We start from the raw sequence: 26,640 nt of genomic DNA, 5'->3' as shown, positions 1-26,640 counted from the left end.
GGAAGAGTCCGTGCGACCCGGGCCTGGCGCTCCACAGTCGGAAGGGTCCGGCACCCACCAAGGTGCCGGACCCTTCCGCGTTTCCCACAGCCTGTGGACGGAGCCCCGGAGCGGGAAGTCGGACCCGCCGACTTCCCACTCCGGGCGAAGAACCGGTCAGCCGTGGCGGCGGCTGAGAACGAAGGCCAGACCGCCCAGGACGAGCAGGGCGCCACTCTGATCGCGGCCGTGGTGACCACGGTGGCACCGGTGGACGACGGCGCCGGGGTCGGCGCCGGGGTGCTTCCGGCCGGACCCGTGTGGTCGGTCTCGCGACCCTTCCCGGTGTCGCAGGTGCCGCGCTTGTCGTCGGAGGTGGCGACCGCGCCGTGCAGCCGGCCGTCACCCCCGCCGGTCACGGTCACGGAGTACGTGACCGTCACACCGGAGCCTCGCCCATCGCCACCCCGAGCGGGGCCGTCCCCGTGGGGAGCTCGATTCGGCACACGGCAGCTGAGCTGCTAATATTCCTGATGTCGCGAGGGACATGAGCCCTCGTCAGGCGTCAGCGGTGCTACCAGAGCACGTCCTACTTTCAGTAGGAAGAGTCCGTGCGACCCGGGCCTGGCGCTCTACAGTCGGAAGGGTCCGGCACCTCCCAAGGTGCCGGACCCTTCCGCGTTTGCCGCCCCAGGAACAGGAGCACCGGTGAAGATCTCGACGGACGACCTCTCCGGCCCCGAGATCGCCCGGTTCCTCGACGAGCACGTCCAGCAGATGCGGGCCACCTCCCCTCCCGAGAGCACCCACGCCCTCGACCTCGACGCCCTCCGTCGGCCCGGGATCACCTTCTGGTCGGTGCGGGACGGTGGCGTGCTGGTGGGCTGCGGTGCGGTCAAACGACTGGACGCGGACCACGCCGAGCTGAAGTCGATGCGCACGGCACCCCTGCGCAAGCGCAGCGGCGTCGCCTCCTCGCTGCTGGAGCACATCCTCGCCGAGGCCGCACGCATGGGTTTCACCCGGCTGAGCCTGGAGACCGGCTCGGCAGAGTTCTTCCTGCCCGCCCGGAAGCTGTACGAGAAGTTCGGGTTCACCCCCTGCGAGCCCTTCGGGGACTACCGGCCGGACCCGAACAGCGTCTTCATGACGCGAGAGCTCCAGCGGACCGCGCCCGGGCAGTCGCCGACCGGGTCGAGGCCCCCGAGTTCCGACGGCCTCCGGAAAGCCATGTGAATCCGGCCCGCTCGCGCCCGTGCGGTCCGTCGCGGAGCACGCGAGACCACGGCTCCCGGTCGGTAGTCCGGGCGCCGTCGGCGGTGGCCGGCGGTCAATAACCTCCCTCCCGGGGTGTCCGGTGCGTTTCCTCCCGGCGCGCGGCCGCGCGCGTGGGAAGCGGCACGACACCCATGGGAGGAAACGCACCATGCCGAACACGTTCACCGTGTTCTTCGAAGGCCCGTTCCGGGTCGGGGTGCTGGAGATCGCGGGCCCGCCAGGGGTCCGTGCGGCACGCCATGTCTTCGGGGCCGAACCGGGCAACGCGGAGCTGCTGGAATTCGTCCGCGGGGACTACGGCCGGCTGCTGGACGCCGCGCTCGCGGCGCCGGAGGTGGCGGCCGACGGGCGGCGGGCGGGGCAGCGGCACCGGGGCCGCTGAGCCCCCATGCCGCGGCCAGTTCAATGCTATTGAAGCAAAATCAGGAAAAGGCTTGATCTCATCCTCTCCGAACTCCCGGAGCGGAAGCCGGTTTTCCGCCACCGGCGGCCGGGGTAGGGCGGAGACGTTCGCACCCCTACTGTTTCGCCGACCGTTTCGGGGCGAATCCTTGACACTTTTCTTCTCGGAAGGACACCCTCATGCACAGGACCCTTCGGAACGCCCTCGCCTCCGTCATCGTGACGGGCGCGCTCACCGCCGCAGCCACCCCCGCCGCCGTGGCCGCCGAGCAGGCGCAGTCGACGGCCGGGGTACAGGCGGAGCTCCGCAACCCGAAGACGATCAAGGTCGCCGACTACAACCAGGCCAGCAGCACCCTGATCAACGCCGGCAGCAAGACCGCCGCCAAGTCCCACCCGGCGCACGGCACCAAGGACGTCCCGGTCTCCCACGGCACCAGCCTGCTGGCGGAGGCCCGCGACGAGTTCCGCGCCGCCGACCGGAACCTGCCGGCGAGCCAGAAGAAGTCCGACATGTCGATCCCGCACTACAACGCCATCCACAGCGCGGCCGGGACCATGGGCATCGACCGCTGGTGACGCCCGCCCGCCGAGGCGGCCGGGGCGGCCGGGGCGTCACCGGGCCTTGGGGTATCACCGGGCCCGGGAGGTCACCTCGGGGCTGCTCAGCGTCCCGTCCTCGTCCACGGTGAAGACCTGGATCTCCTTCTCCGAGGTCACCGTGATCCGCCCCGGGCCGGACCATTCGGCCCTGACGAAGCCGTCCTCCTCCTCCCAGGTCCCGAGGCCCCAGTGGCGGGCCGACCAGCCGCTGCCGGTCACCAGCTCCACCCGGTAGACCGGATCGATCGAGAAGGCGATGTCGGTGACGCTCAGTACGTGGTCGGAGCGGCTCGGGTCAGGCTTTCTGTCGACCAGCCGGCCCTCGCCGCCGAAGAAGTACGCCAAGGCTCCGACCGCGGCCCCGATCACGAGGAGCGGGGAGACGACGGCCGCGCAGCCGATGTGCGCCCACCTGGTGCGGAACTCGACCTGGGCCACGGCCGAGGCCACGGCCAGCGCGACCGCCGTCCCGAGCAGCGGCACCGGGTGGTTCAGCCAGCGCTCGACCTCGACCAACCCGCCCTGGCGGGAGGAGAAGTAGCCCGGCAGGTACACCAGGAAGGACGCCAGCGCCGCACCTCGGAGCCACCACACGATCCGTCTGCGGCGCGTTACCGTCATTTGCTCCCCCCGGAGTCGTCCTTTGCCGGGACATTACTACGGGGGTGCCGGACGGCCCGGACGACGGGTGCTCCGCCGTCCGGGCCAGGCGTCCTGCCGGCCGCTCCCCTGTCACCGCCGGTAGAACACGCTCCGCGACCAGAAGTAGCCGACCAGCGTCAGCCCGGTGCACCAGGCCAGGGCGCTCCAGGCACTGGTACCGATCCCGGTGCCCATCAGCAGGCCGCGCAGGGTCTCGATCATGGGGGTGAAGGGCTGGTACTCGGCGAACCAGCGCAGGGCCGTCGGCATGGAGTCGGTCGGCACGATGGCGCTGCCGACGAACGGCAGGAACTGCAGCGGCATCGGCATGTTGCTGGCGCTCTCGACCGTCTTGGCCACCAGGCCGATGCCGGCCGATATCCAGGTCAGGGCGATGGTGAGGAAGAGCAGCAGGCCCGTCGCGGCCAGCCACTCCACCGGACCGGCGTTCGGCCGGAACCCCATCGCGAGGGCCGCGCCGATCACCAGCACCAGCCCGATCATGGTCTGGACGACGCTGCCGACCACGTGCCCCGCCAGGAAGGCGGAGCGCGATATGGCCATCGTGCGGAAGCGGTTGACGATGCCCTCGGTCATGTCGGTGCAGATGCCGATCGCGGTGACCAGCGACCCGGAGGTGGCCGCCATCAGCACGATACCGGGCGCGACGTAGTCGATGTAGTGGCCGCCGCCGATGCCCGCGCCCAGCGTGCTGCCGTAGGCGTAGTTGAAGAGCAGCAGCATCATGACCGGCGTCACCACGACCGCGAAGGTCAGGGACGGGTACCGCAGCGCGTGCTTGAGGTTGCGCCGCAGCATGGTCAGCGAGTCGCCGAGCGCGTGGCCGACCGCACTCGTGGCCGTACTCGTGGCCGTGGCCGTGCTCATCGTGCCCCTTCCCCGGTCAGTTGGAGGAACGCGTCGTCCAGGCCGGCCGTCTCGACGACCAGCGACTCGGCCTGCACGGAGGCGTTGTCGAGCGCGTCCAGCACGGCCCTCACGGTGACGACGGAGTTGTCCCCCGGGATCTCCAGCCACAGCGCCTCGGCATCGACGGTGGCGTACTCGAACAGCGCGGCGGCGGCGGCCAGTCGGCCGGCGTCCGCGAACCGGAGCCGGATCCGCCCGCCGGGGGCGTACCGCTTCAGCTCCTCGGCCGTGCCCTCGGCGACGATCCGGCCGCCGTCCAGGACGGCTATCCGGTCGGCGAGTTGGTCGGCCTCCTCCAGGTACTGGGTGGTGAGGAAGATCGTCACCCCGTGGTCGGCGACCAGACTCCGGATGATCTCCCACATGGTCCGCCGGCTCCGTGGGTCCAGCCCGGTGGTCGGCTCGTCCAGGAAGATCACCTGTGGTTCCCCGACCAGGGTCATCGCGAGGTCGAGCTTGCGCCGCATGCCTCCTGAGAAGGTGATGACGGCCTTGCGGGAGGCCTCGGTGAGATCGAAGCGCCGCAGCAGTTCCTCCGCCCGCCTCCGCCCCTCCCGACGGCGGAGGTGGTTGAGGTCGGCCATCAGCATCAGGTTCTCCTCGGCGGTGAGCAGGTTGTCCACCGCCGAGAACTGGCCCGTCACGCCGATCGCCTTCCGCACCGCGTCGGCCTCGCGCTCCACGTCGTGCCCGGCCACCCGGGCCGAGCCGCCGTCGGCGGGGATCAGGGTGGAGAGGATCTGCACCGTGGTGGTCTTGCCCGCCCCGTTGGGCCCGAGCAGGGCGAACACGCTGCCCGCCGGGATCTCCAGGTCGATGCCCTCGAGCACCGCCTTGTCCCCGTAGGACTTGGTCAGCGCGGTCGCCGAGATCGACGAGGCCGCCGGGCTCGCCGGGCGCCCGCGGGCCGACGAAACCGAGGAGGCCGAGGATGCCGGGATCCGCCCGTCCGCCGTCATCACGCCCGCCGGACGATGACGTTGCCGACATTGGTGCGGCCGCGGACCTCCACCGTCTCCACCGCGTCCCCGGGGCCCTGGGTGGGGCCGAGGTCGTTGCGGACGCCGCCGACCCTGCTGTGCACGTCGAGCCAGGCCGCGGTGCCCTCCGCGATGCCGACCTCGACGTCCCCCACGCTGGTCTGGAGGGTGACCTGCCCGCGGACCACCCGGCCGATCCGGACGTGCCCGTGCGCCGAGGTGGCCTCCACGTTCCCCTCGGCCCGGCCGACCTGGATCCGGCCGCTGGAGGCGTTGGCCTGGAGCTCGCCGCGCACCTCGTCGATCTCGATGTCGCCGTTGCTGTTCTTGACCGTCAGCCGGCCCCCGACGGAGCCGATCTCGATCCGGCCGGTGCCGGACACCTCGGCGTCCCAGGCGGTGCCCCCGAGCCGGATGTCCCCGAAGCCGGTGTCCAGCCGGGCGCTGTCGGCCTGCTCCACCTGGATCCGGCCGAGCGAGGTCTTCAGCCGGCAGGCGCCGAGCGGCCCCTCGGTGACGAACTCGGCCATCGGGGACTCGCTGTGGACCTCGGAGCCGATCGGCAGCTCGACCAGGACCTCGACCGCGCCCTTCTTGGCGGAGAAGACGCTGCGCTGCTTGGGCGCCTTGACCCCGAGCCGGCCACCGGAGAAGTCGACCTGGGTCTGCTCGGCGGCCTTGACGTCCGCCTCCTTGGCCGGGTTGGCCGGCCGGACCTCGACCACGGCGTCGGTGCGCTTGCTCGCCTTGATCCAGACCGAGCCGATGTCGAACTCGAGGATGGCGGAGATCGGTCCGTCGGTCTCGTACGTGGGCATGGCTGTCCCGTCCTCTTGACTCGTGTGGTGTTCCCGCTGGTCGGAGCGGGGGTGACGTCGAAGGTGCAGAAGGTGGTGCGGGAGGTCGTACGGGTGTTTCGGATACCGCGGAGGCGCTAGTGGACCCAGCCGGTGAAGCCCTGGCTGCCGATGCTGCGGGCGACCCGGCCACCCGGCTCGGGGGCCGGCCGGCGGGCCGGCTCGCCGCCCTCCAGCGCGCCGGCCAGGGCCCGGACCAGCCAGGCGTTGAGCGAGAGGCCGGCCTCGGCGGCGGCCTCCTCCGCCCGCGCCTTGAGGTGAGCGGGCAGGCGGAAGTTGATCCGGGCGGTGCCCGTCTCGTCCGACTCCGCCGCCCCCGGCGGGACCGCCGGCGGCACCACTGGCGCCAGTGGTGCCAGCTGTGGCGCCAGTGGTGCCGACGGTGGCACCGCCGGCGGCAGATCGCCGTGGAAGGCACCCGACCCGGGCGGCGCCGTCACCACGAACTCCGGGTCGAGTCCGCGCAGGCGCACGTCCACCGAGCCGGGGGCGAGGTCACGGGTGACCTCGCCCATGGCGGCCGAGAGCGCGTTGAGCAGGGTGAGCCGCACGGCCGACTCCAGCGGAAGCGTCAGCCGCTCGGCCAGCGCGCGGGCCTCGTCCCCGCCGGCGGCGGCGGCCACCGCGAGCTCGTTCCGGAGGTTTTCCACGTACGGCGTCAGGTCCATGGCCGACAGCTTGGCACAGCGATGGCGCCATGTCGAGGCATTTGTGGCACCACTTTGGCGCCATCACCCGAACGAGGGATCGGCACCCCCCGGCACCAGCCAGCACCACCCGGCGACACCCGGCACGGAGCCGCACGGACAAGCAGAACCGCCCCGCCGACCGAGGTCGACGGGGCGGTCCGGAGGCGTGCTCCCGGGCGATCCCCGGGTGGTCCCGGGCTGGTCCCCCGACTGGTCCGCCCCCGGGGTCCCCGGGTGGTCCGCCCCCGGGGTCCCCGGGTGGTCCGCCCCCGTGGCCCCCGGCCGGCTACGCCTGCCGCCAGGCCGCCAGGTGGGCGTCGATCTCCCCCGCCAGCCGTTCCTTGCCCGCCCGGTCCAGGAAGGAGGCCTCGACCGCGTTGCGGGCCAGCCCGGCCACCCCGGCCTCGTCCAGGTCCAGCAGCCGCGCCGCCACCGCGTACTCGGTGTTGAGGTCGGTGCCGAACATCGGCGGGTCGTCGGAGTTGACCGTCACCAGCAGCCCGGCGTCCACCATCCGCTTGATCGGGTGGTCCTCGATCCGCTCCACGGCCCGGGTGGCGATGTTGGAGGTCGGGCAGACCTCCAGCGGGATCCGGTGCTCGCCGAGGTGGTCGATCAGTGCCGGGTCCTTCACCGCCTGGGTGCCGTGCCCGATGCGCTCGGCGCCGAGCACCCGGATCGCGTCCCAGACCGTCTCCGGCCCGGTGGTCTCGCCCGCGTGCGGGACGCTGTGCAGGCCGGCCGCCCGGGCCCGGTCGAAGTACGGCTTGAACTGCGGGCGCGGCACGCCGATCTCCGGGCCGCCCAGGCCGAAGCTGACCAGGCCCTCGGGGGCCAGCTCGGTGGCCAGCCGGGCGGTCACCTCGGCCGACTCCAGCCCGGCCTCGCCCGGAATGTCGAAGCACCAGCGCAGCACCACGCCGAGTTCCTTCTCGGCGCGCAGCCGGGCGTCCTCGATCGCCTCCATGAAGGCGACCTCGGGGATGCCCCGCCGGACCGAGGAGTACGGGGTGATGGTCAGCTCGGCGTACCGGATGTTCTGCCGGGCCATGTCCTCGGCCACGCCGTAGGTGAGCGCGCGCACGTCCTCGGCGTCCCGGACGAGGTCCACCACGCTCAGGTAGACCTCGATGAAGTGCGCGAAGTCGGTGAAGGTGAAGTACTCGGCGAGCGCCGCCGGGTCGACCGGCACCTTGGAGTTCCCGGCGTGCCGGGCGGCCAGCTCCGCGACGACGCGCGGCGAGGCCGATCCGACGTGGTGGACGTGCAGTTCCGCCTTGGGCATCCCGGCGATGAACGCCTCGATGCTCCGGTCCGGGGTTGCGATCCGAGTGACACTGGGGCCGATCCGACTTCCGTCCGGCTGGACCACGGTGGTTCCCTTCTTCCTTCTCCGTGCTTCTACGCGCGTATCGCGGATTTCGGCCCAGGATAGGCCCAAGTCGGGTGCGTGGTGGCCCGATCACCCGCCGAGCGCGACCGCCACGGTGTGGATCAGCAGTCCGGCCAGGGCGCCGACCACGGTGCCGTTGATCCGGATGAACTGGAGGTCGCGGCCGACGTTGGCCTCGATCTTGCGGGAGGCGTCGTCGGCGTCCCAGCTCGCCACCGTCTCGGAGATCAGCGAGGTGATCTCGGCGCGGTAGGTGTCGACCAGGTACTGGGCGGCGTCCTGGAGCCAGCCGTCCGCCTTGGCCTGGAGCTTGGGGTCGGTGGCCAGGCGCTCGCCGAAGCAGCGCACGCCGTCGCGGATGCGCCGGCGCAGTTCACTGTCCTCGTCCTCGGCCGCGCCCATCACCAGGGTGCGCACGGCCGCCCAGGTGGAGTTGATCAGGTCCTGGACCTCGGGGCGGGCGAGCAGTTCGGCCTTGGCCCGCTCGACCCTGGCGATGGTCTCCGGGTCGGTCTGCAGCTCGGTCGCGAAGTCGGCGAGGAAGTTGTCGATCGCGCCGCGGGCCGGGTGGTTCGGGTCGTCCCGGATGTCGGTGACGAAGCGCATCAGCTCCTTGTAGACCCGCTCGCCGACCTGGTGGTCGATGAACCGGGGCGTCCAGCCCGGGGTCTTCTGGGTGACCTTCCGGACCACGTCCTCGTGGTTGGCGGTCAGCCAGCCGTGCGCCCGGACGGCGACCAGGTCCACCACCCCGTGGTGGCCGCCGTCCGCGACCACCTTGCCGAGCATCCGGCCCATCGGCTCGGCCACCGAGGTGGCGGCGGCCCGCCTGGTCACGGCCTCGGCGACCACCTCCCGCACGTCGTCGTCGCGGAGCACCGCGAGCAGCCCGCGCAGCGCCGCCGAGGCCTCCTTGGTGACCCGTTCGGCGCTGCCCGGCGCGGCCAGCCACTCCCCCAGCCGCCGGCCGATGCCGAGCGCCGCCAGGCGGCCGCGGACCACGTGGCCGGAGAGGAAGTTCTCGCCGACGAAGTCGCCGAGCGACCGGCCGAAGGCGTCCTTCTTGGTCGGGATGATCGCGGTGTGCGGGATCGGCAGGCCGAACGGCCGGCGGAACAGCGCGGTCACCGCGAACCAGTCGGCCAGCGCACCGACCATGCCCGCCTCGGCGGCGGCCGCCACGTACCCGGCCCACGGGCCGGCGCCGGCCGCCTTGGCCCAGGTGGCCAGGGCGAAGACCAGGGTCGCGAAGGCCAGCAGGCCGGTCGCGATGGTCTTCATCCGGCGGACGCCGCGTCTCTTCTGCTCGTCGGCCGCGGTGAACCGGACCCCGGGGCCCTTCCCGCTGAAGGCATCGTCACTCACCCCGCCAGTCTGCCCGCTGACCGGCGCGAACGGGGGCGCGCCCCGCGATCACGCGCTCCGGCCGGACATCGCGAGCTGGGCATGACAGGCCGCGCGCCCCCACCCGGAGCGCGCGGGAGGCCTCTTCACTCCCCGCCCAGCACCATCCGCCGCACCTCCGCGCCCGCCCAGCGCTTCGGGTCCGTGCACCGCCGCCCGTCCAGCAGCACCCGCACCCCCGGCAGGTCCACCGGCGTCAGGTCCCGGTACTCCGGGTGGTCCGCCTGCAGCACCGCCGCCACCACCGGCTCCCCGCCGTACGGCGGCAGACCGAGCGCCGCCAGCTCCTCCGCCTCGTAGAGCGGGTCGCTGACGTACGGCCGCGCACCCGCCGAACGCACCGCCTCCACCAGCGGGAACACCCCGGAGTACGCCGTCTCCTTGACCCCGCCCCGGTACGAGGCGCCGAGCACCAGCACGCCCTGCCCGGCGATCCCGCCGGGCACCGCGCCCGCCAGCACGCCCACCGCGTACCCCGGCACCGCCAGGTTGGCCTCGCGCGCCGCCCGGACCACCGTCGCGCCCGGGTCGTTCCACAGGTACAGCCGCGGGTACACCGGGATGCAGTGCCCGCCGACCGCGATGCCCGGCCGGTGCAGGTGGCTGTACGGCTGCGAGTTGCAGGCGTCGGCGATCTCCGCGAAGTCCACCCCCACCTCGTCCGCGTACCGGGCGAACTGGTTGGCCAGCGCGATGTTGACGTCCCGGTACGTGGTCTCGGCGAGCTTGCTGAACTCGGCCGCCTCCACCGAGGCCAGCTCCCAGACGCCGTTGGGCCGGGGCAGGTCCGGGCGCGGGTCGAAGTCCAGCACCTCCCGGTAGAACTCGGCGCCGCGCCGCGTCGAGGACGCGTCCAGGCCGCCGACCAGCTTGGGGTAGCGCCGCAGGTCGGCGAAGACCCGGCCGGTGCGCACCCGCTCCGGGCTGAACACCAGCGCGAAGTCCGTCCCGGCCGCGAGCCCCGACCGGGACGCCAGCCGGGGCGCCCAGCGCTCCCGGGTGGTGCCGACCGGCAGGGTGGTCTCGTAGCTGACCAGGGTGCCCCGGCGCAGCCCGGCCGCGACGGCGTCGGTGGCCGCGTCGAGCAGGGCGAAGTCCGGGCTGCCGTCGGCGGCGGTGACCAGCGGGACGACCAGGACGACGGCCTCGGCCCGGGCCACCGCGGCCGTGGTGTCGGTGGTGGCCCGCAGCCGGCCCTCGGTGACGACCCGCTTGAGCGCCTGGTCCAGCCCCGCCTCCCGGGGGAACGGCGGCACGCCACGGTTGACGCTGTCCACCACACCGGGCGCGATGTCGGCACCGGTCACCCGGTGGCCCTTCTGCGCGAACTGCACCGCCAGCGGCAGGCCCAGCTTGCCCAGCCCGACCACGCAGACGTCCAGGCTCATCCCCGTCCTCCGTTCACCGAGTCGGCCAGCCGCCGCCACGCCGCGTTGCGCCGCAGTCCGCGCCGCAGCTGCTGCGGGACGAGCCCGCGCCACAGCCGCTGCGCGGGGTTGAGCGGCCCGGGGGGCTCCGCGGCGGCGCCGCCGGCCTCCTCCTCGGGCAGCAGGAACAGCTCGTCCGGCAGTCCCAGCCGGGCGTCCCGGAACGCCGGGTAGTGCGCGTACCGCCGCCCCGCGTCCACCAGTACGGGTGGATCGCCGTGCGCCGCCTCGTAGCGGATCTGGTCGCGCAGCGCCTCCGGCGCTACCGCGCAGGCGAGTTCGAGCCGCACCCGGGCGGCGACGGGCAGCCGGCCGTACACCTCGCGGGCGCCGAACCGCTCGACCATCCGGGCGACTTCGACGCACACCCGCTCCTGCACGTCCTCCGCCAGCAGCAGGAAGCCGTCCTGCAGCAGCCGCGGCACGTCCCAGGTGAAGCTGCGGGCCCGGATGGCGTCCAACTCCTCACCGGGCGCGGCCAGTTCGACGGCCACCTGCTGGAGCGCGGCGATCCCGCGCAGCCGGTCGAGCACCCCGGCCCGCTCGGTGACGTTGCCCCGGTCCTCGCGCAGCACCAGGAAGTAGCAGTCGTAGGAGGCGAGGACGGAGACCCTGGCCGCCCGCAGGCACGCCGCCAGGGTGAACGGCTGGTCCGAGAAGACCTTCAGCCCCTCGTCGCGGCGCAGCCCGTGGCGCCGGACGAGGTCCCGCCGGAACAGCTTGGTGTCGGCCAGCGCCCAGGCCAGCGCGGAGTCGGCGAAGCCCACCGACTCGGCGTCGGCGTGGAAGATCCCCTGCGGCACCAGCCGCCCGTTCACCCCGACCTGCTTGGGCACCACCACGTCCGAGCCCCAGGCGTCGGCGGCCTCGACCAGCCGCTCCAGCGCCTCCGCGCCGAGCCAGTCGTCCGCGCCGAGGAACAGCACGTAGCGGCCGCGGGCCAGCTCCAGGCCGCGGTTGGTCGGCCCCGCCGGGCCGCCCGAGTTGGGCTGGTGCACCACCGTGAACAGCCCGGGGTGGCGGGCGGCGTACTCGTCCAGCAGCTCCCCGCCGCCGTCCGTGGAGCCGTCGTCCACGGCCACCACCTCCAGCCGCCCCGGCGCCAGGGACTGCCCGACCAGCGAGTCCAGGCAGGCGGTGAGGTACGGCATGGTGTTGTAGACCGCGACCACCACGGTCACGTCGGGTACGGCCATCTGGCGGCGGGCCTCCGGTTCCGGCTCTGCGGGTGATACCCGGTCAACTCGCGCCCGGGGCCCGGGGTCACGATGATCACCCGCACCGACTACGGGGACCGGAACGCGCCGTCGACCGCCGAACGGACGTGCGGCGGCCGGGCCGGATCGCCCGGCCACCGCACGTCCGACCCGCTCCGGGACCGCCCCGGGACCGCCAGGGGCCGTCCCGTCAGCCGATCGCCACCTCCGCGTACATCCGGGCGATCACGTCCTCGATCGCCGGCTCGCGCACCGACAGGTCCACCAGCGGGTAGCGGGCGGCGACCGCCGCCACGATCGGCGCGGCGCTCTCCTCGGCCGGGAAGGCCAGCCACTGGCGCGGCCCCTCGACCCTCGTCACCCGGGCCCCGGGCACCTCGACCGGGTGGGCGAGCTCCTGCGCGAGGTCCACCACCAGCGTCCGCTCGCTGCGGCCGGCGGTGTGCAGGCCCTCCAGCCCGCCGTCGTACACCACCCGGCCGTGGTCGATCACCATCACCCGGTCGCAGAGCTGCTCGATGTCGGTCAGGTCGTGGGTGGTGAGCAGCACGGTGGTGCCCCCGTCCCGGTTGACCTCGCGCAGGAACTCGCGCACCCGGCCCTTGCTGACCACGTCCAGGCCGATGGTCGGCTCGTCCAGGTAGAGCACCTGGGGGTCGTGCAGCAGCGCCGCCGCGAGGTCGCCGCGCATCCGCTGGCCGAGCGAGAGCTGGCGCACCGGGGTGTCCAACAGGCCGCCGAGGTCCAGCAGTTCGACGCAGCGGCCGAGGTTCGCGCGGTAGCGGGCGTCGGGGATGCGGTAGATCCGGCGGGCGAGCTCGAAGGAGTCGCGCAGCGGCAGGTCCCACCAGAGGGTGGTGCGCTGGCCGAAGACGACGCCGATCCGCCGGGCCAGCGCCACGCGTTCTCGGGCCGGATCGACCCCGGCCACCCTCAGCCGCCCGGAGCTGGGCACCAGGATGCCGGTGAGCATCTTGATCGTGGTGGACTTCCCGGCCCCGTTGGGCCCGATGTAGCCGACGCACTCGCCGGCCTCGACGGTGAAGCTGAGCCCGTCCACCGCGCGGACCCGGCGCTTGGCCCGGCTGAACCAGCCGGTGCGGGTGCGCACGGTGAAGTCGCGGTGGACGTCGTGGAGTTCGATCAGTGCCATGGGGAGTGCTCCTCGGGAGGGGTCGGGGGTTCAGCTGCCGGTGCCGCGGTAGGCGCGCAGCCCGGCCCGCCAGGCGAGCCCGGCGGCGAGGACGCAGAGCGCGGCGGCGACCGGGGAGGCGAACCGGAAGGCCTCGGGCAGGCCGAGCGGGTCGGGCCGGTCGAGGATGCGCAGCGCGGGCAGCCAGTTGACGAAGGCCAGCGGGACGCCGAAGACCACCCCGGCGACCAGCTCCTTGGCGAAGATCGTCGGCGGGTAGTGCAGCAGGGTCGCGCCGCCGTAGGTGAAGGAGTTCTGGATCTCCTTGGACTCGCCCCACCAGAACTGGACGGTGGCGCCGCCGACGAAGATCGCGCCGAAGATGACGGTGCCGCAGACCAGCAGGACGGGCACCAGCAGCACCCGGTCCCAGGTCCAGTGCACGTCCAGGGCCGTCAGCGACCAGCCCAGCACCACCGCGGCCTGGAACGGCCGGCCGAGCCGGCGCAGGCTGAAGCGTTCCGCGCACAGCTGGGAGAGGGCGGGCGCGGGCCGGACCAGCATGGTGTCCAGGGAGCCGCTGCGGATCCGCGCGCCGAGCCCGTCGGCCGAGCCGACCAGCGCGTTGGCGACGCCGAGCGAGAAGGTGGCGGTGCCGTACAGGAAGGCGATCTCCGGCAGGTTCCAGCCGCCGAGCCGGTCGGTGTGCAGGAACATGATCACCAGGACGACGAAGTCGAGGGAGTGGATGACCACCGCGGCCACCAGGTTCAGCACGAAGGAGGCCCGGTAGGCCATCATCGAGCGCATCCACATCCGGGCGCAGAGCCACCAGGAGCGCAGCGCCCAGGCGGCGCGGGGTCCGAAGGACTCCCGGACGAGGGGCTCCCGCGCGAAGGGCTCCCGGACGGAGGGTCGCCGCGTGCGCGGCTCCCGGGCGAGTCGCTCAGCCACCCTGGACCACCACCCGGCGGGTCGCCAGCCACTGGGCGGCGCGGCCGGCGGCGAGCAGCGCCGCCGCCCAGCCGAGCTGGAAGCCGAGCGCCCCGAGCAGCGCGGTGCCGCCGGTGCGTTCCAGGAAGACGTCGGTGGGCACGTTCACCAGCGCCGACCAGGGCAGCACCCGGCCGAGGTCGCCGAGCCAACCGGGGAACAGCGCGACCGGCAGCAGCATCCCGGAGAAGAACATCGAGACCACCAGCATCACCGAGCGCACTCCCTCCGAGTCGTGCAGCCAGAAGCCGGTGAGCGAGACCAGGAAGCGCAGCCCGAAGCTGACGACCAGCGCCAGCAGCACCGAGATCAGGAAGAACGCCCAGGTCAGCGGGTGTTCGGGGAGCCGGATGCGGAACACCAGCCCGCCGATCAGCATCGGCACGGTGCCGCGCACCAGCGCCTGGAAGCCGGCCCGGCCGAGGTCGGAGGCCAGCCACCAGGTCTGGAAGTCGACCGGGCGGTAGAGGTCCACGGCGATGTCGCCGCTGCGGAAGCGCTCCTGGAGGTCGTCCTGGAAGCCGCCGCCCCACACCGCGACGGTGACCAGCAGGCTCTGGCTGACCCAGATGTAGGTGACGGCCTGGGCCTGGTCGTAGCCGCCGAGGCCGGGGCGGGCCTGCCAGAGTGCGAGGAAGGAGGAGGCCAGGATCATGCCGAAGACGGTGTTGGTGAAGGCGCCGGCCACGGTGGCGGCCCGGTAGGTGGAGTAGCGGCGGAAGGCGCCGCGGGCAACGGCGGCGTAGAGCATATTGTCTCCTTGTCGACAAATATGAGCAGAGAGGGGCGCGCCTCGACACACGCGCACGCCCCAGCGGCTCCGACCGGCCGCACCCGGGGGTACCGGGCCGGTCGAGCGGAGCTGCGAAAGCGAGTGCGCTATGCGGTTTTCACCTTTCACCGTACCTCCGGGCACCACCACCCGCACCCGGTTTTCCGCGCCTGATCCGGCGTCAAATAGCAGATAATCTCGGCATGACCTTGAGCACCCGCCGGCAGGCCAAACGGGCCGCCCGCCGCGAGGCCCGCCGCGCCCTCCCGCTCCGGCGCCGGCTCCTGCCCACCTGGCGGGTCACCCTCGGCACCCTCACCACGCTGTTCCTGCTCGCCGTCGGCGGCTTCGCCGTGCTCTACGTCATCGTCCCGGTGCCCGACCCCAACGCCCACGCCGTCGCCCAGAACAACATCTACCTCTACGCCGACGGCACCACCGAGATCGCCCGCACCGGCGCCGTCAACCGCACCGACGTCCCCATCGACCAGATCCCGCTCCAGACCCAGCAGGCCGTCGTCTCCGCCGAGGACCGCACCTTCTACCAGAACCGCGGCATCGACCTGAAGGGCATGCTCCGCGCCGGCTGGAACACCCTGCTCGGCAAGGGCATGCAGGGCGGCTCCACCATCACCCAGCAGTACGTCAAGAACTACTACCTCACCCAGGACCGCACGATCGAACGCAAGGGCCGCGAACTGCTCATCGCCCTCAAGGTCGACCAGCAGCGCGACAAGCGCGAGATCCTCGCCGGCTACCTCAACAGCAGCTACTTCGGCCGCGGCGCCTACGGCATCCAGAGCGCCGCCCACGCCTACTACGGCGTCGACGCCTCCGCACTCACCCTCGGCCAGGGCGCCTACCTCGCCTCCCTCCTCCAGGCCCCCAGCCTCTACGACGTCAAGACCGCCACCCCCGCCAACCGCGAGAAGGCCGTCGCCCGCTGGAACTACGCCCTCGACGGCATGGTCCAACTCGGCTTCCTCACCCCCGCCGACCGCGCCGCCACCACCTTCCCCGACCCGATCGACCCCCAGCCCACCACCGGCCTCGCCGGACAGGCCGGCTACCTGGTCGGCGTCGCCGACGACTACCTCGTCTCCTCCGGCACCCTCGACGCCGCCACCCTCAAGGCCGGCGGCTGGCGCATCACCACCACCTTCGACAAACCCCGGCAGGACGCCTTCGCCAAAGCCGTCCAGGACCAGCTCACCGGCGAACTCGACCCCCAGGCCCGCCCCGCCACCGACACCGACGTCCGGGTCGCCGGCGCCTCCGTCGAACCCGCCACCGGCCGCGTCGTCGCCGTCTACGGCGGCCCCGACTACGCCAAGCAGCCCTACAACGACGCACTGCGCCAGGACAACCAGATCGGCTCCACCTTCAAACCGATCGACCTCGCCGCCGGCCTCGTCGCCCAACACACCCCCGACGGCCACCCGATCACCACCGAGTCCCGCTACGACGGCACCAGCGAACGCCCCGTCACCGGCGGCCCCACCCCCTACGCCCCGCCCAACGAGGACGACATCGACTACGGCACCATCACCCTGCGCCAGGCCATGGTGAAGTCCGTCAACTCCGTGTACGCCCAAGAGGGCGTGGACGCCGGACTCGCCCGCGTCCGCGAGACCGCCATCAGACTCGGCATCCCCGACAGCGTCCGCGGCATGGACCCGGCCAACACCTCGATGACCCTCGGCACCGCCACCCCCAGCGCCCTCGACCTGGCCGGCGCCTACGCCACCCTCGCCGACCACGGCCAGGCACACGCCCCGTGGTCCGTCCTCAAACTCGAACGCGCCAACTCCGGCGGCGCCGTCGACATCCCCAAGATGCCCGAACACAACCCCACCGACGCACTCGACCGGGAGATCGCCGACTCCGTCACCGACGTGCTGCGCGACGTCATCAGCCCCCGCGGCACCGGCTCCGCCGCCCTCGACCTCGGCCGCCCCGCCGCCGGCAAGACCGGCACCACCGACTCCAACCTCTCCGCCTGGTTCGCCGGCTACACCCCCGAACTCGCCACCACCGTCGGCCTGTTCAGGGAGAACCCGAAGACCCACGCCAAGGAACCACTGGCCGGCACCGCCGGACTCACCCGGATCAACGGCGGCACCTTCCCCACCCGGATCTGGACCGCCTACACCTCCGCCGCCCTCGACGGCACCCCCACCCAGGACTTCGACCTCCAGACCGGACACGGCGCCCCCGCCACCACCCCCTGGCCCACCACCCCCACCGGCGCCACCCCCACCGCCACCACCGCCCCGACCGCCCCCGCCCCCGGCGGCGCCCCCACCGACACCGACCCGGCCCCCGCCCCGCCCGCCGGCCACACGCCGCCCAGCGCCCCCGCCACCACCGGCCAACCCGCCCCCGGCCCGAACACCCCCAGCCCCCAGGCCCCCCGGCCCACTACGGACCCGGACCGGCCCAGCCCCACCCCCAAACCCAGCCAGGTCCAGCCGACCCGCCCCACCGCCCTGCCCAGCGCCACCGGCGGCCCCGCCAGCCGCCCGGCACCCCCGCCCGCCACCCCCTGATCGAGCCCGCGGTCGGCCCGTCTAGCCCCTGAGCTCCTTCTCCAGCGGAGTGCGGAACCGCGGCGTCACCCGCACCTCCCCCAGCCAGCCCGCCAACCGCTCCGCCTCCGCCGCCACGGCCCGCTCCGCCTCCGCCCCGACGTCCCGGAACACCCGCCACACCACCTCGCCGTCGGCGCGCTGCGCCCAGCCGCCGACCACCTCGCCGCACCACCAGAGCGTCGGCCCGGCATTGCCCGCCCGGTCGAACAGCGCGGGCACGTCCTCCGGCCGCAGGTACCAGTCCCGGCCGCGCCAGCCCATCACCGCCGGGTCCAGCGCCGGCAGCAGCGCCGCCCACGGCTCGGACTCCGCCGCCGGCGCCTCGTCACCCGGCAGCACCAGGGCGGGCGTTCCACCGGCCAGCGCCACGTCCCGCGCCCCGAGGTCCGCCAGCGCCCGGCGGACGTCCCCCAGCGTCCAGCCCGTCCACCACTTCACGTCCTCGACCGTCGCCGGCCCGTACGCCGCCAGCCAGCGCCGCACCACCTCGGCCTTCGCCTCCCGCACCGGCACCTCCGGCCACTGCGGCACCGGCGCCCACGGGTAGCTGCTGCTCAGCCACGAGCCGCGCGGACGGCAGCGGCGCACGTGCCCGTCCGAGGCCAGCAGCCGCAGCAGCCGGCTGCCCACGCTCTGCCTCGCCTCGTACGCCTTGCCCGGCGACATCAGCATCGTCTCGCGCAACTGCGGTACGTCCTCGGACAGTTCCTTGGTCGTCGCCTCGCCGCGCACGGCCAGCGCGGCCAGCACCTCGCGCTCCGTCCGGGCCAGCCGGGCCTCGTCCCAGCCCTCGGCGTGGTCCCGCAGGTGCTTCAGCAGCGTGGCCCGCTCCTTCGCCGCGATCGCCCGCGCCGCCGCCGAGCTCACGTACGGGGCGAAGCCCTCCGTCACCGCGAAGATCGTCCGCCGCATCGACAGCAGCTTCACCAGCGAGACGTCCTCGTACAGCGCCCGGTCCACCTCGGCCGCCGAGGGCTCCGCCAGCCGGGCGCAGGCCGACAGGTACACCGTGGCCGCGTCCGTCGCGTGCAGCCCGACCACCGCGTCGGCCACGTCCTCCACCCGCGCCGCCCGCGCCGACGGCGCCAGCGACTGACGCCGCCCCAGCCTGGCCCGACGCTCCGCATCCCCGATCACCGGCACACTCATGCCGGGACCATAGCCCGCACCACCGACACGCCGCCGCAGGAACGCACCCGCGGGTGCCCCCGGCGTGGACCGGGGGGCACCCGCGGGTGCCGGGCGGATCAGGCCGTCACAGGTAGAGCCCGGTCGAGCCCTCCGTGTCACCGAAGCGGGACGCGGCGACGGCGTGCAGGTCGCGCTCGCGCAGCAGCACGTAGGTGGCGCCGCGGACCTCGACCTCCAGCTTGTCCTCCGGGTCGTACAGCACCCGGTCGCCCGGCTCCACCGAGCGCACGCTCTGGCCCACCGCGACGGCCTCCGCCCAGGTGCAGCGCTTGGACAGCTCCGCCGTCGCCGGGATCAGGATGCCCCCGGTCGAACGGCGCTCCCCCTCACCGCCCTCGATGCGCACCAGCACGCGGTCGTGCAGCATCCGGATCGGCAGCTTCTCGCCGAGCCGGTCGTGGCGGACGGAGTCCTGCGGGTGGTCGGAGTGGCTCTCGCGGTTCGTACTCACGGTCCCGAAGGTACCTCCCCCGGGCGCGGCGCGTGACGCTGGCCCGGCCATGCGGAAGGCCGGGCGCGCGGGGCGCCCGGCCTTCCGTCCCGCGGTGCTCAGCCCTTGCGGCGCTTGCGGGCCGAGGCGACCAGCAGCACCAGGCCCACGCCGACCAGCGCGGCCGGGACGATCCGCTCGCGGCGCGGCTGCCCCTGCTCGTCCACGAACTGCGCCCGGAGTTTCTCCACCGCGCCGCTGGCGGCCACGTACGCCCGGGCGGTCTTCTCCTCGACGGCGGCCGCCGCCTTGGCCTTGACCTGGGCCGAGATCGTGCTCGGGTGGACGCGGACGGCCAACTCGTCGAGGGTCGACGCCAGCCGGTCACGCGTCCGCTCGATGTCCGCCTCGATCTGGGAGGTCGTCCGCGCCGACTTGTCCTGCGTGCTCGCCTCGCCCACTCGGGCCACCCCATTCACTTGCCGATGTTGTTCCGCCGATCCGTGCGATCGGTGTGACTGACCCAGTGTGTCAGCTGCCGCACGCGGTCGCGCGGCCCCACCCACCATCGGAGGTAAGTTTGCCGTGGTACGACCGACCGTCCCAGCCCCCAGGAGAGTACGACCGTGAGTGAGCGTCTCCAGCCCGGCGACACCGCACCCGCCTTCAGCCTGCCCGACGCCGACGGCAACCAGGTGTCCCTCGCCGACCACGCGGGCCGCAAGGTCATCGTCTACTTCTACCCCGCCGCCCTGACCCCGGGCTGCACCAAGCAGGCCTGCGACTTCACCGACAACCTGGAGCTCCTCGCGGACGCCGGCTACGACGTCATCGGCGTCTCCCCGGACAAGCCGGAGAAGCTCGGCAAGTTCCGCGAGGCCGAGAACCTCAAGGTCACCCTGGTGTCCGACGTCGAGAAGAAGGTGCTGGAGGCGTACGGCGCCTTCGGCGAGAAGCAGAACTACGGCCGCACCTACCTCGGGGTGATCCGCTCCACGATCGTCGTGGACGAGCAGGGCAAGGTCGAGCACGCGTTCTACAACGTGCGGGCCACCGGCCACGTCGCCAAGCTGCTGCGCGACCTGAAGGTCGGGGCCTGACGCTCCGGCCCGGCACGGGCCGGGGCCGCCGGGCCCCGGCCCGCGCCCCCGGCCACGACGAAGCGGTGGCGGCACACCCCCCGACCGGGTGCACCGCCACCGCCGTATCTCACCTCAGCGGACCGCCCTGATCAGCAGGCCCCGAGGTCGTTCCAGACGCCCCACGCACCGCTGGCCGCGGGGTCGTCGCCCTTGGTCCACCACTTGTTCTGGTAGTAGTGCCCCTTCCACGAGACCTTGGTGGGGGTCGCGTAGGTGGTGCCGGCGTCCCAGCTCGGGGCGGCCGCGCAGGTGCCCGAGGTCGGCGTCGAGGTCGGGGTCGGGGTGACCGTGCCGGTCGGCGTCGGGGTCGGCGTGGCCGTGCCCGTGGGGGTCGGCGTCGGGGTGGCCGTCCCCGTGGGGGTCGGGGTCGGGGTCGGCGTGCCGCCGTCCACCGCGCCGCGGGTCAGGTCGCCCTTGATCCCGTACAGCGTGCCGCCCACGTTGACCGTCCAGTTCGACGGCGTGGACACCGGCAGGTAGTAGACGAAGTCCATGTCGATCGAGGCGCCCGGCGCCAGCGACTGCCAGCCCGGCAGCTTGACCGACACCCGGTTGTAGTTGCCCTTCAGGCCGCCCACGTTGCCCGCACCCGGGTTGTCCTGCTTGATGACCTGGAGACCGAAGCCCGACTGGTCCTTGGCGTTGCCCGGGGCCGAGTTGGCGTAGTCGAACTGGAACTCGGTGCCGCCCGGCAGGGTCAGCGTCGAGTTGTTGACGATGTGCAGCTTCGGGTTGATCGGGTAGTTCGAGTCGCCCAGCGCGAAGTTGGTGAACGACACGTCGATCGGCAGGGTCTGCTGCGGCAGCGTCGTCGTCGAGCGGATCGCGCCGTACGGGGTCGCCGACTTGAACTTGTCGTACATCAGCGAGGTCAGCGTCGACCCGGGGACGTATTCGCCCTTGCCGCCGTTCGCGGCGGCGTCCCACTTGTAGTCGCCCGCCAGCTCCCAGATCATCGCGCCGCCGGCGCCCTGGTTGACGATGTAGTCCGCCTTGGCGCCCACCGACTGCTCGTCCTCGGTGGAGAGGAACACCTTCTTGGTGTCGTTCCACAGCCACGGCGCCACCAGGGTGGAGCTGTAGTTGCGGGTGTAGGTGCCCTGCAGCGCGGTGTCGGACACGCCGTACTTGGCCAGGTAGTCGGGCAGGATGCCCTTCTCCAGGTTCTTGGCGTGCCACATCGGGTTCGACCCGGCCGGAGACTCCTTGCCCGCGTCGTCCTTGTCGTTCCAGATGTTGTCGATGCCGACCGCACCGTCACCGCAGGCGGTCAGGCCCGAGCCGACCGGGCAGGTCGTCGCCGAGGCGGTGCCCCAGAGGCCGTTGGTGCCGCCCTGCACGTTCTTGAAGCCGCGGGTGTAGTACGGCAGGCCCACGTTGATCCGGCCGCCGGGCATCGAACCGCGGAAGTAGTGGTACGACCAGTCGGCGTTCAGGTAGCCGATGCCGCCGTACTGCGCGGTGCCGTAGACGTTGGCGGCGGCCAGCTCGCCGTCCTTGCCGTCGTCGAACAGCGAGGCGTTCGGGCCGACGTACTTGTTCCAGGCGCCGTGCAGGTCGTACGACATGATGTTGACGTAGTCCAGGTACTTGGCCACCTGGAAGGTCTCCATGCCGCGCAGCAGGTAGCCCGAGGACGGGGCGGCGACCGACAGCAGGTAGTGCTTGCCGTCGGCGGCGCCGGCCTTGTCCAGGCTCTCGCGCAGGGTCTTCATCAGCGCCGCGTAACCCTTGGCCAGCGAGCCGCGCTTGGCGTTGGCGAGCTGCCAGTCCAGCGGGTTGCCGGCGTCCTTCATCGAGGTCGGGTACTCGTAGTCGACGTCGACGCCGTTGAAGCCGTACTTGCGGATGAAGTCGACCGAGGAGGCGGCGAAGGTGTCGATGCCGGCCTGGTTGACGCTGCCGTCCGGGTTGACGGTCATCGAGTAGAAGCCGCCGGTGTTGACGCGCTTGCCGTCGTCCCCGAAGTAGCCGCCCGTCTCGGTCCAACCGCCCACCGAGATCATGGTCTTGACGTTCGGGTACTGCTTCTTGTACTTCGTCAGCAGGTTGAAGTGGCCCTTGTACGGCAGGCTCGGGTCCAACTCGGCACCAGGGACGCCGGGGAAGGAGATCCCGGTGGCCTCGTTGGTCGGGCCGTCGGTGCCGACCGAGAGCTTGTTGTCGCCGCCGACGTGGCCGAAGGCGTAGTTGAGGTGGGTGACCTTGTCCCAGGGGACGTCGCTCACCAGGTACGGGGCGTCGCCGTTCTTTCCGGTGCGCCAGCCGGTGAAGTACCCGATGATGCGGCGCTGGTGGTCCGCGCCCATCTTCTCGCGCCCGCTGGTGTCGTAGACCGAGCAGTACGGGACGTCCACGCCGGGCGTCTGGTACAGGCCGTCCGGCCGACACGCGGAGTTGTCGACGGCCGCCGACGCCTGCGAGGGCGCCGCGCCCAGCGTCGCCATCAGCAGCCCGGCCAACGACGCCGCCGCGAGCGACGCCACACCGGCCCGGGCCGCCGGGCTCTTCCGGCGGTGAGCGGCGGTGGGACGCCGCTCCGCCGTGTTTCGGATCAACACTCGGTCCTCCAGGAGAGAGTGTCGGCACGTGCCTGTGGGGGAGCACGCACGTGGGGGATTGCAATTGGCGCAGAAGCTATGTGGTCTGAACCACATAGGTCAATAGGTCTGTACCAATTGGTAATCAACAGCCAAACATCACAGGTCGGAGCCCCCGACAACCAGTCAACCGATGGCCGAAACCCACCACCCCCGTAACCGAACCCCTCCCCGCTCGTTACCCCCTCCGGAAGAAGGCCCGCACGAGCCCACATCGGGGGCCACCATGCCGGTCAAGTACACCCGCGAACTGCTGACCGAAGCCGCGGCAGCCGCAACCACGCTGGACGAGATGCTCACGGCGCTCGGCCGGGAGCCCACCCCGTACAGTCGCTCGTACCTGCGCCAGCGCATCAAGGCGTACGGCATCGAGGCCTCGCACTTCCCCGAGCCCGCCACCTTCTACACGAAGGAACTTCTCCAGGAGGCCGTTGCCGCCTCGGACAGCGTGGCCGGAGTCATCCGCTACCTCAACCGGCGCCAAGCCGGCGGCACACAGGCCCATGTCGGACGCCGCATCAAACAGTTCGGGATCGATACCTCCCACTTCACAGGCGCGGCCCACAACCGCGGCAAGCCGTCGCCTCGACGGCTCGCACCGGCCGAGGTCCTGGTCCTGGGCGCGGCGGACGACAAGCGCCGTCCCGGATTCCGCATCCGCCGAGCGCTGACCGCGATCGGCCGTCCGGAAGTGTGCGAGGGCTGCGGCACCGGCCCCGAGTGGCGCGGGAGTCCGATGACCCTGGAGGTCGATCACGTCAACGGCGACTGGTCCGACAACCGGCCCGAGAACCTTCGGCTGCTCTGCCCGAACTGCCATTCCGTTACCCCGACCTACTGCCGGAGAAAGAAGAACGGTCCCGCCACCCGGTGACGCCCGAAACGGAGGTGCCGAGCGTGAACGTGGCCCCACCCCGCACTGCCAACCGGTAGGCTTGCTCTGGCCTGCGCCCGTACTCCAGCTGGCTAGAGAGATGCGGTTTAGGTCCGCAGTGTCGTGGGTTCGAGTCCCACCGGGCGTACTGAGCAAAATGGCCCTCTTCCCTTCGGATCGAAGGGAAGAGGGCCATCTGCATTCCGGCGAGGCGTCAGGCCAGGAGGTCCTTCACCACGGGGGCCAGGGCGCGGAAGGCCTTGCCGCGGTGGCTGATGGCGTTCTTCTCCTCCGCGGTGAGCTCCGCGCAGGTGCGGGTCTCGCCGAGGGGCTGGAGGATCGGGTCGTAGCCGAAGCCGCCGTCGCCGGCCGGGGCGGTGCGCAGGGTGCCGAGGAGGCGGCCTTCGACGACGTGCTCGGTGCCGTCGGGGAGGGCGAGGGCGGCGGCGCAGAAGAAGTGGGCGGCGCGGTGCGGCTCGGCGATGTCGGAGAGCTGGGCGAGCAGCAGGTCGAGGTTGGCGCGGTCGTCGCCGTGCTTGCCGGACCAGCGGGCGGAGAAGATGCCGGGCGCGCCGTTCAGCACGTCCACGCAGAGGCCGGAGTCGTCGGCGACGGCGGGCAGGCCGGTGGCGCGGGCCAGGGCGTGCGCCTTGAGCAGGGCGTTCTCGGCGAAGGTGACGCCGGTCTCGGGGACGTCCGGGATCTCCGGGTAGGCGTCGGCGCCGACGAGTTCGACGTCCAGGCCGGCGTCCGCCAGGATGGCGCGGAGCTCGGTGACCTTGTGCTGGTTGCGGGTGGCGAGGATCAGGCGGGTGGACATATCGCCCACCCTACCGAGCCGCGGGGATGCCGGGGCGGTCAGCCGGTGCAGATCGAGGTGAGGTTGCCGGCGGCGTCGCCGAGCGGCTTGAGGTCGGGGATCTCGTTCTTGTCCGCGGCCCGCTGCACGTTCTCGACCTGCTTCTGCAGATCGGTCACGGCCTTGGCGACGTCGGTGTTCTTGGAGTTCTTCCCGACCTGGTCGAGGTCGTTCTTGAGTTTCTGGAGGGCCTTGCCGGCGGCCGCCGAGTCGTTGCTCGCGTTGTCGTAGGCCTGGGTGACGTCGGCGAGGTCGCCGGTGATCCTCACCGCGGTGTTGCCGCAGTCGATCGCCTTCTGGGCGGCGGAGCAGCTCACCATGCTGAGCGGGAGGATCGCGATGAGTCCGGCCACGGCGAGGGCGGCGGGGCGGGCGATGCTCGACGGCATCCGATCCTCCTGTGGGGCGCGGGTTCCGTGGTGTGGGACGCGCGCCGGGGGGTGCGCGGTTCCCGCAGCGGGAGTGCTGCGGGAACCGTACGGTCTCCGGGCCCGGCCTGTACAGCAGGCCGTCCGTTCGGCGGGCCGTTCGCACTGCGGCCCGCGCGTGCGGCCGTCCGCGGCCGAACGGCCGTTCCCGTTCGGGGTCTGACCGTGCGTCCGATCCGGTCCACGGCTGCGGGGCCCGCGCGGGTTCAGCGCGCGCCGGTTGGCCCGGGCCGGTTCAGCGCGTGCCGGTTGGCCCGGGCCGGTTCGGCCCGCGGGGGTTCAGCCCTCCAGGGCCTTGCGCTGGATCTCGTCCAGCTCCGCGCAGCCGAGGCTGCCGAGGTCGAGGAGCCGGTCGAGGAGCGCGCGGTCGAACGGGGCGCCCTCGGCGGTGCCCTGGACCTCGACGAAGCGGCCGTCGGAGGTGCAGACGATGTTCATGTCGGTCTCGGCGCGGACATCCTCCTCGTACCGGAGGTCGAGCATCGGGACGCCGTCGATGATGCCGACGCTGACGGCGCTGACGCCGCCGGTGATCGGCTGGCCCTTGGCGCGCAGCAGCTTCTTGTCGCGGGCCCAGGAGACGGCGTCGACCAGTGCGACGTAGGCGCCGGTGATGGCGGCGGTGCGGGTGCCGCCGTCGGCCTGGAGGACGTCGCAGTCGAGGACGATGGTGTTCTCGGCGAGCGCGCGGTGGTCCACCACGGCGCGCAGCGAGCGGCCGATGAGCCGGCTGATCTCGTGGGTGCGGCCGCCGATGCGGCCCTTGACGGACTCGCGGTCGCCGCGGGTGTTGGTGGCGCGCGGGAGCATGGAGTACTCGGCGGTGACCCAGCCCTCGCCGCTGCCCTTGCGCCAGCGGGGCACGCCCTCGGTGACGCTGGCGGTGCACAGCACCTTGGTGTCGCCGTAGGAGATGAGGACGGAGCCTTCGGCGTGCTTGCTCCAGCCCCGTTCGATGGTGATCGGGCGGAGCTGTTCGGGGGTGCGGCCGTCGATGCGTGACATAGGCACTGAGCGTAGTCGCTCCGGGGGGCCGCTCAGGGATGCGGCGGGGAGGCCGGCGGGGCAGCCGGCGGGGTAGCCGGTGGGGAGCCCGGCGGGGTAGCCGGCGGGGTAGCCGGTGCCCGAGCCGGTGAGGGGCGTGGGCGGGCGAGGGGGCCGCCCCGGGAGGGGTGGCCGGACGCGCCGCGGCCCGCCGTCCCCCTGAGCGGGTCGGCGGGCCGGGCGGGCTGAACCTGGGTGGCTCAGCTCACATCATGTCCTCGATGTCGGCGGCGATCGGGTCGGCGTCGGTGCCGATGACGACCTGGATGGCGGTGCCCATCTTCACGACGCCGTGGGCGCCGGCGGCCTTGAGGGCGGCCTCGTCGACCAGGGAGGCGTCCTTGACCTCGGTGCGCAGGCGGGTGATGCAGCCCTCGACCTCTTCGATGTTGTCGATGCCGCCCAGACCGGCGACGATCTTCTCAGCCTTGCTGGCCATCTGATTTCTCCCTCTGTCTCGGCCCTTCGGCGGCTCTGCCGGGTGCCGTCCTGCGCTGGTGCTGGGGTGTCCCTCGGCCGTCGGGCGGCGAGGTCCGTGCCGGTGGCTGACGCGGGTTCGGCTGCGGCCGTGCCGTCGGACAGCGCGACCAGCATCACCCGCGCCGGTCCGGTCCGCCACGTTAGTCCACTTTTGGCCCACTCCCGCAGGCAGGCTCCCGATCGCCGCCCGAGGATGACGATCAGCGGGGTTCCCGCCCTCGGAGTGCGGCCTGCGTTCAAGTGGTCTACACCAATATATGTGTACTCCGAGGAACGCGGGAACGGCCCCGGGTGTTCCCGGGC

The 26,640-nt window shown here is 72.5% G+C and carries 25 protein-coding genes, 1 tRNA gene and 1 pseudogene; 7 read left to right on the top strand and 20 right to left on the bottom strand.

The genetic code is table 11. The features are described 5' to 3' along the window. Nucleotides 1-687 precede the first annotated feature (687 nt). The 3 genes and pseudogenes from ACWD4P_RS11210 to ACWD4P_RS11200 form a co-directional block, all read left to right on the top strand. A pseudogene (locus tag ACWD4P_RS11210) lies at nucleotides 688-1,140 on the top strand (GNAT family N-acetyltransferase); the annotation flags it as partial. A 265-nt stretch (nucleotides 1,141-1,405) separates the two neighbouring features. Next, complete coding sequence (locus ACWD4P_RS11205) at nucleotides 1,406-1,639, top strand: DUF2992 family protein (RefSeq protein WP_449779398.1); 234 nt, start codon at nucleotides 1,406-1,408, stop codon at nucleotides 1,637-1,639. A 200-nt stretch (nucleotides 1,640-1,839) separates the two neighbouring features. After that, nucleotides 1,840-2,238, top strand: a complete 399-nt coding sequence (locus ACWD4P_RS11200; protein WP_449779397.1) for a hypothetical protein — start codon at nucleotides 1,840-1,842, stop codon at nucleotides 2,236-2,238. 54 nt (nucleotides 2,239-2,292) lie between these two features. Here the strand turns inward: ACWD4P_RS11200 and ACWD4P_RS11195 are convergent, their stop codons facing one another. The 12 genes from ACWD4P_RS11195 to ACWD4P_RS11140 form a co-directional block, all read right to left on the bottom strand. Further along, nucleotides 2,293-2,883, bottom strand: a complete 591-nt coding sequence (locus ACWD4P_RS11195; RefSeq protein WP_449779396.1) for a hypothetical protein — start codon at nucleotides 2,881-2,883, stop codon at nucleotides 2,293-2,295. Nucleotides 2,884-2,994: 111 nt separating this feature from the next. Next, complete coding sequence (locus tag ACWD4P_RS11190) at nucleotides 2,995-3,792, bottom strand: ABC transporter permease (RefSeq protein WP_449779395.1); 798 nt, start codon at nucleotides 3,790-3,792, stop codon at nucleotides 2,995-2,997. Beyond that, nucleotides 3,789-4,793, bottom strand: a complete 1,005-nt coding sequence (locus ACWD4P_RS11185) for an ATP-binding cassette domain-containing protein (RefSeq protein ID WP_449779402.1) — start codon at nucleotides 4,791-4,793, stop codon at nucleotides 3,789-3,791. Before ACWD4P_RS11185 ends, ACWD4P_RS11190 begins: the two co-directional genes overlap by 4 nt. Beyond that, nucleotides 4,793-5,632, bottom strand: a complete 840-nt coding sequence (locus ACWD4P_RS11180) for a DUF4097 family beta strand repeat-containing protein (RefSeq protein ID WP_359819425.1) — start codon at nucleotides 5,630-5,632, stop codon at nucleotides 4,793-4,795. The genes ACWD4P_RS11185 and ACWD4P_RS11180 overlap by 1 nt, the downstream gene beginning before the upstream one ends. A gap of 116 nt (nucleotides 5,633-5,748) precedes the next feature. Beyond that, complete coding sequence (locus ACWD4P_RS11175; protein ID WP_449779394.1) at nucleotides 5,749-6,339, bottom strand: toxin-antitoxin system HicB family antitoxin; 591 nt, start codon at nucleotides 6,337-6,339, stop codon at nucleotides 5,749-5,751. Between the two features lie 307 nt (nucleotides 6,340-6,646). Next, complete coding sequence (locus ACWD4P_RS11170; RefSeq protein WP_449779401.1) at nucleotides 6,647-7,708, bottom strand: adenosine deaminase; 1,062 nt, start codon at nucleotides 7,706-7,708, stop codon at nucleotides 6,647-6,649. A 114-nt stretch (nucleotides 7,709-7,822) separates the two neighbouring features. After that, nucleotides 7,823-9,118 carry a DUF445 domain-containing protein gene (locus ACWD4P_RS11165; protein WP_449779393.1) on the bottom strand — a complete coding sequence of 432 codons (1,296 nt, stop codon included), beginning with the start codon at nucleotides 9,116-9,118 and terminating at the stop codon, nucleotides 7,823-7,825. A 125-nt stretch (nucleotides 9,119-9,243) separates the two neighbouring features. Then, entirely contained in the window at nucleotides 9,244-10,539 is a 1,296-nt protein-coding gene (locus tag ACWD4P_RS11160) for a nucleotide sugar dehydrogenase (RefSeq protein WP_359819495.1), read from the bottom strand. A gap of 2 nt (nucleotides 10,540-10,541) precedes the next feature. Beyond that, nucleotides 10,542-11,780, bottom strand: coding sequence for a glycosyltransferase family 2 protein (locus ACWD4P_RS11155; protein ID WP_449779392.1), 1,239 nt, complete (start codon nucleotides 11,778-11,780; stop codon nucleotides 10,542-10,544). A 211-nt stretch (nucleotides 11,781-11,991) separates the two neighbouring features. Then, nucleotides 11,992-12,954, bottom strand: coding sequence for an ABC transporter ATP-binding protein (locus ACWD4P_RS11150; RefSeq protein ID WP_449779391.1), 963 nt, complete (start codon nucleotides 12,952-12,954; stop codon nucleotides 11,992-11,994). 30 nt (nucleotides 12,955-12,984) lie between these two features. Beyond that, entirely contained in the window at nucleotides 12,985-13,887 is a 903-nt protein-coding gene (locus ACWD4P_RS11145) for an ABC transporter permease (protein ID WP_359819435.1), read from the bottom strand. Beyond that, complete coding sequence (locus ACWD4P_RS11140; RefSeq protein ID WP_449779390.1) at nucleotides 13,880-14,677, bottom strand: ABC transporter permease; 798 nt, start codon at nucleotides 14,675-14,677, stop codon at nucleotides 13,880-13,882. The genes ACWD4P_RS11145 and ACWD4P_RS11140 overlap by 8 nt, the downstream gene beginning before the upstream one ends. A gap of 224 nt (nucleotides 14,678-14,901) precedes the next feature. On the opposite strand from ACWD4P_RS11140, the gene ACWD4P_RS11135 reads away from it, so the two are divergent. Then, complete coding sequence (locus tag ACWD4P_RS11135; RefSeq protein WP_449779389.1) at nucleotides 14,902-17,247, top strand: transglycosylase domain-containing protein; 2,346 nt, start codon at nucleotides 14,902-14,904, stop codon at nucleotides 17,245-17,247. 21 nt (nucleotides 17,248-17,268) lie between these two features. Here the strand turns inward: ACWD4P_RS11135 and ACWD4P_RS11130 are convergent, their stop codons facing one another. The 3 genes from ACWD4P_RS11130 to ACWD4P_RS11120 all read right to left on the bottom strand — a co-directional run bounded on the left by ACWD4P_RS11130 (nucleotide 17,269) and on the right by ACWD4P_RS11120 (nucleotide 19,371). Beyond that, the gene (locus ACWD4P_RS11130; protein ID WP_359819442.1) at nucleotides 17,269-18,438 is read right to left on the bottom strand and encodes a winged helix DNA-binding domain-containing protein; all 1,170 of its coding nucleotides are present in this window, start codon (nucleotides 18,436-18,438) and stop codon (nucleotides 17,269-17,271) included. Between the two features lie 106 nt (nucleotides 18,439-18,544). Next, the gene (locus ACWD4P_RS11125; protein WP_188306426.1) at nucleotides 18,545-18,847 is read right to left on the bottom strand and encodes a GroES family chaperonin; all 303 of its coding nucleotides are present in this window, start codon (nucleotides 18,845-18,847) and stop codon (nucleotides 18,545-18,547) included. 182 nt (nucleotides 18,848-19,029) lie between these two features. Then, nucleotides 19,030-19,371, bottom strand: a complete 342-nt coding sequence (locus ACWD4P_RS11120; RefSeq protein WP_359819444.1) for a DUF3618 domain-containing protein — start codon at nucleotides 19,369-19,371, stop codon at nucleotides 19,030-19,032. A gap of 165 nt (nucleotides 19,372-19,536) precedes the next feature. On the opposite strand from ACWD4P_RS11120, the gene bcp reads away from it, so the two are divergent. After that, nucleotides 19,537-20,010, top strand: coding sequence for a thioredoxin-dependent thiol peroxidase (bcp, locus tag ACWD4P_RS11115; protein ID WP_359819446.1), 474 nt, complete (start codon nucleotides 19,537-19,539; stop codon nucleotides 20,008-20,010). A gap of 131 nt (nucleotides 20,011-20,141) precedes the next feature. On the opposite strand, the gene ACWD4P_RS11110 is transcribed toward bcp, so the two are convergent. Next, nucleotides 20,142-22,613, bottom strand: a complete 2,472-nt coding sequence (locus tag ACWD4P_RS11110) for a chitinase C-terminal domain-containing protein (protein WP_449779388.1) — start codon at nucleotides 22,611-22,613, stop codon at nucleotides 20,142-20,144. A gap of 265 nt (nucleotides 22,614-22,878) precedes the next feature. On the opposite strand from ACWD4P_RS11110, the gene ACWD4P_RS11105 reads away from it, so the two are divergent. Then, on the top strand, nucleotides 22,879-23,526 hold the full coding sequence (locus ACWD4P_RS11105; RefSeq protein WP_449779387.1) for an HNH endonuclease signature motif containing protein: 648 nt from the start codon (nucleotides 22,879-22,881) through the stop codon (nucleotides 23,524-23,526). Nucleotides 23,527-23,599: 73 nt separating this feature from the next. After that, nucleotides 23,600-23,674, top strand: a tRNA-Leu gene (locus tag ACWD4P_RS11100). 66 nt (nucleotides 23,675-23,740) lie between these two features. Here the strand turns inward: ACWD4P_RS11100 and rdgB are convergent. The 4 genes from rdgB to ACWD4P_RS11080 all read right to left on the bottom strand — a co-directional run bounded on the left by rdgB (nucleotide 23,741) and on the right by ACWD4P_RS11080 (nucleotide 26,296). Next, a complete protein-coding gene (gene rdgB / locus ACWD4P_RS11095; RefSeq protein ID WP_449779386.1) occupies nucleotides 23,741-24,346 on the bottom strand; it encodes an RdgB/HAM1 family non-canonical purine NTP pyrophosphatase in 606 nt (201 codons plus the stop codon). A gap of 38 nt (nucleotides 24,347-24,384) precedes the next feature. After that, on the bottom strand, nucleotides 24,385-24,774 hold the full coding sequence (locus ACWD4P_RS11090; protein WP_359819455.1) for a hypothetical protein: 390 nt from the start codon (nucleotides 24,772-24,774) through the stop codon (nucleotides 24,385-24,387). Between the two features lie 318 nt (nucleotides 24,775-25,092). Next, nucleotides 25,093-25,818 carry a ribonuclease PH gene (rph, locus tag ACWD4P_RS11085; RefSeq protein WP_359819458.1) on the bottom strand — a complete coding sequence of 242 codons (726 nt, stop codon included), beginning with the start codon at nucleotides 25,816-25,818 and terminating at the stop codon, nucleotides 25,093-25,095. 244 nt (nucleotides 25,819-26,062) lie between these two features. Continuing rightward, nucleotides 26,063-26,296 carry a glucose PTS transporter subunit EIIB gene (locus tag ACWD4P_RS11080; protein WP_030060521.1) on the bottom strand — a complete coding sequence of 78 codons (234 nt, stop codon included), beginning with the start codon at nucleotides 26,294-26,296 and terminating at the stop codon, nucleotides 26,063-26,065. Nucleotides 26,297-26,640: the final 344 nt, after the last annotated feature.

The organism is Kitasatospora sp. NPDC002543 (assembly GCF_053594915.1).
This window is presented reverse-complemented; position numbering and strand designations above follow the sequence as displayed.

What these genes read in the sequence shown, in the direction of transcription:
- ACWD4P_RS11155 (WP_449779392.1), bottom strand. Translation starts at nt 11,780, where the DNA reads ATGGCCGTACCCGACGTGACCGTGGTGGTCGCGGTCTACAACACCATG.
- ACWD4P_RS11135 (WP_449779389.1), top strand. Translation starts at nt 14,902, where the DNA reads ATGACCTTGAGCACCCGCCGGCAGGCCAAACGGGCCGCCCGCCGCGAG.
- ACWD4P_RS11080 (WP_030060521.1), bottom strand. Translation starts at nt 26,296, where the DNA reads ATGGCCAGCAAGGCTGAGAAGATCGTCGCCGGTCTGGGCGGCATCGAC.
- ACWD4P_RS11105 (WP_449779387.1), top strand. Translation starts at nt 22,879, where the DNA reads ATGCCGGTCAAGTACACCCGCGAACTGCTGACCGAAGCCGCGGCAGCC.
- ACWD4P_RS11175 (WP_449779394.1), bottom strand. Translation starts at nt 6,339, where the DNA reads ATGGACCTGACGCCGTACGTGGAAAACCTCCGGAACGAGCTCGCGGTG.
- ACWD4P_RS11090 (WP_359819455.1), bottom strand. Translation starts at nt 24,774, where the DNA reads ATGCCGTCGAGCATCGCCCGCCCCGCCGCCCTCGCCGTGGCCGGACTC.
- ACWD4P_RS11180 (WP_359819425.1), bottom strand. Translation starts at nt 5,632, where the DNA reads ATGCCCACGTACGAGACCGACGGACCGATCTCCGCCATCCTCGAGTTC.
- rph (WP_359819458.1), bottom strand. Translation starts at nt 25,818, where the DNA reads ATGTCACGCATCGACGGCCGCACCCCCGAACAGCTCCGCCCGATCACC.
- ACWD4P_RS11150 (WP_449779391.1), bottom strand. Translation starts at nt 12,954, where the DNA reads ATGGCACTGATCGAACTCCACGACGTCCACCGCGACTTCACCGTGCGC.
- ACWD4P_RS11190 (WP_449779395.1), bottom strand. Translation starts at nt 3,792, where the DNA reads ATGAGCACGGCCACGGCCACGAGTACGGCCACGAGTGCGGTCGGCCAC.
- rdgB (WP_449779386.1), bottom strand. Translation starts at nt 24,346, where the DNA reads ATGTCCACCCGCCTGATCCTCGCCACCCGCAACCAGCACAAGGTCACC.
- ACWD4P_RS11130 (WP_359819442.1), bottom strand. Translation starts at nt 18,438, where the DNA reads ATGAGTGTGCCGGTGATCGGGGATGCGGAGCGTCGGGCCAGGCTGGGG.
- ACWD4P_RS11140 (WP_449779390.1), bottom strand. Translation starts at nt 14,677, where the DNA reads ATGCTCTACGCCGCCGTTGCCCGCGGCGCCTTCCGCCGCTACTCCACC.
- ACWD4P_RS11200 (WP_449779397.1), top strand. Translation starts at nt 1,840, where the DNA reads ATGCACAGGACCCTTCGGAACGCCCTCGCCTCCGTCATCGTGACGGGC.
- ACWD4P_RS11125 (WP_188306426.1), bottom strand. Translation starts at nt 18,847, where the DNA reads ATGCTGCACGACCGCGTGCTGGTGCGCATCGAGGGCGGTGAGGGGGAG.
- ACWD4P_RS11195 (WP_449779396.1), bottom strand. Translation starts at nt 2,883, where the DNA reads ATGACGGTAACGCGCCGCAGACGGATCGTGTGGTGGCTCCGAGGTGCG.
- ACWD4P_RS11185 (WP_449779402.1), bottom strand. Translation starts at nt 4,793, where the DNA reads ATGACGGCGGACGGGCGGATCCCGGCATCCTCGGCCTCCTCGGTTTCG.
- ACWD4P_RS11205 (WP_449779398.1), top strand. Translation starts at nt 1,406, where the DNA reads ATGCCGAACACGTTCACCGTGTTCTTCGAAGGCCCGTTCCGGGTCGGG.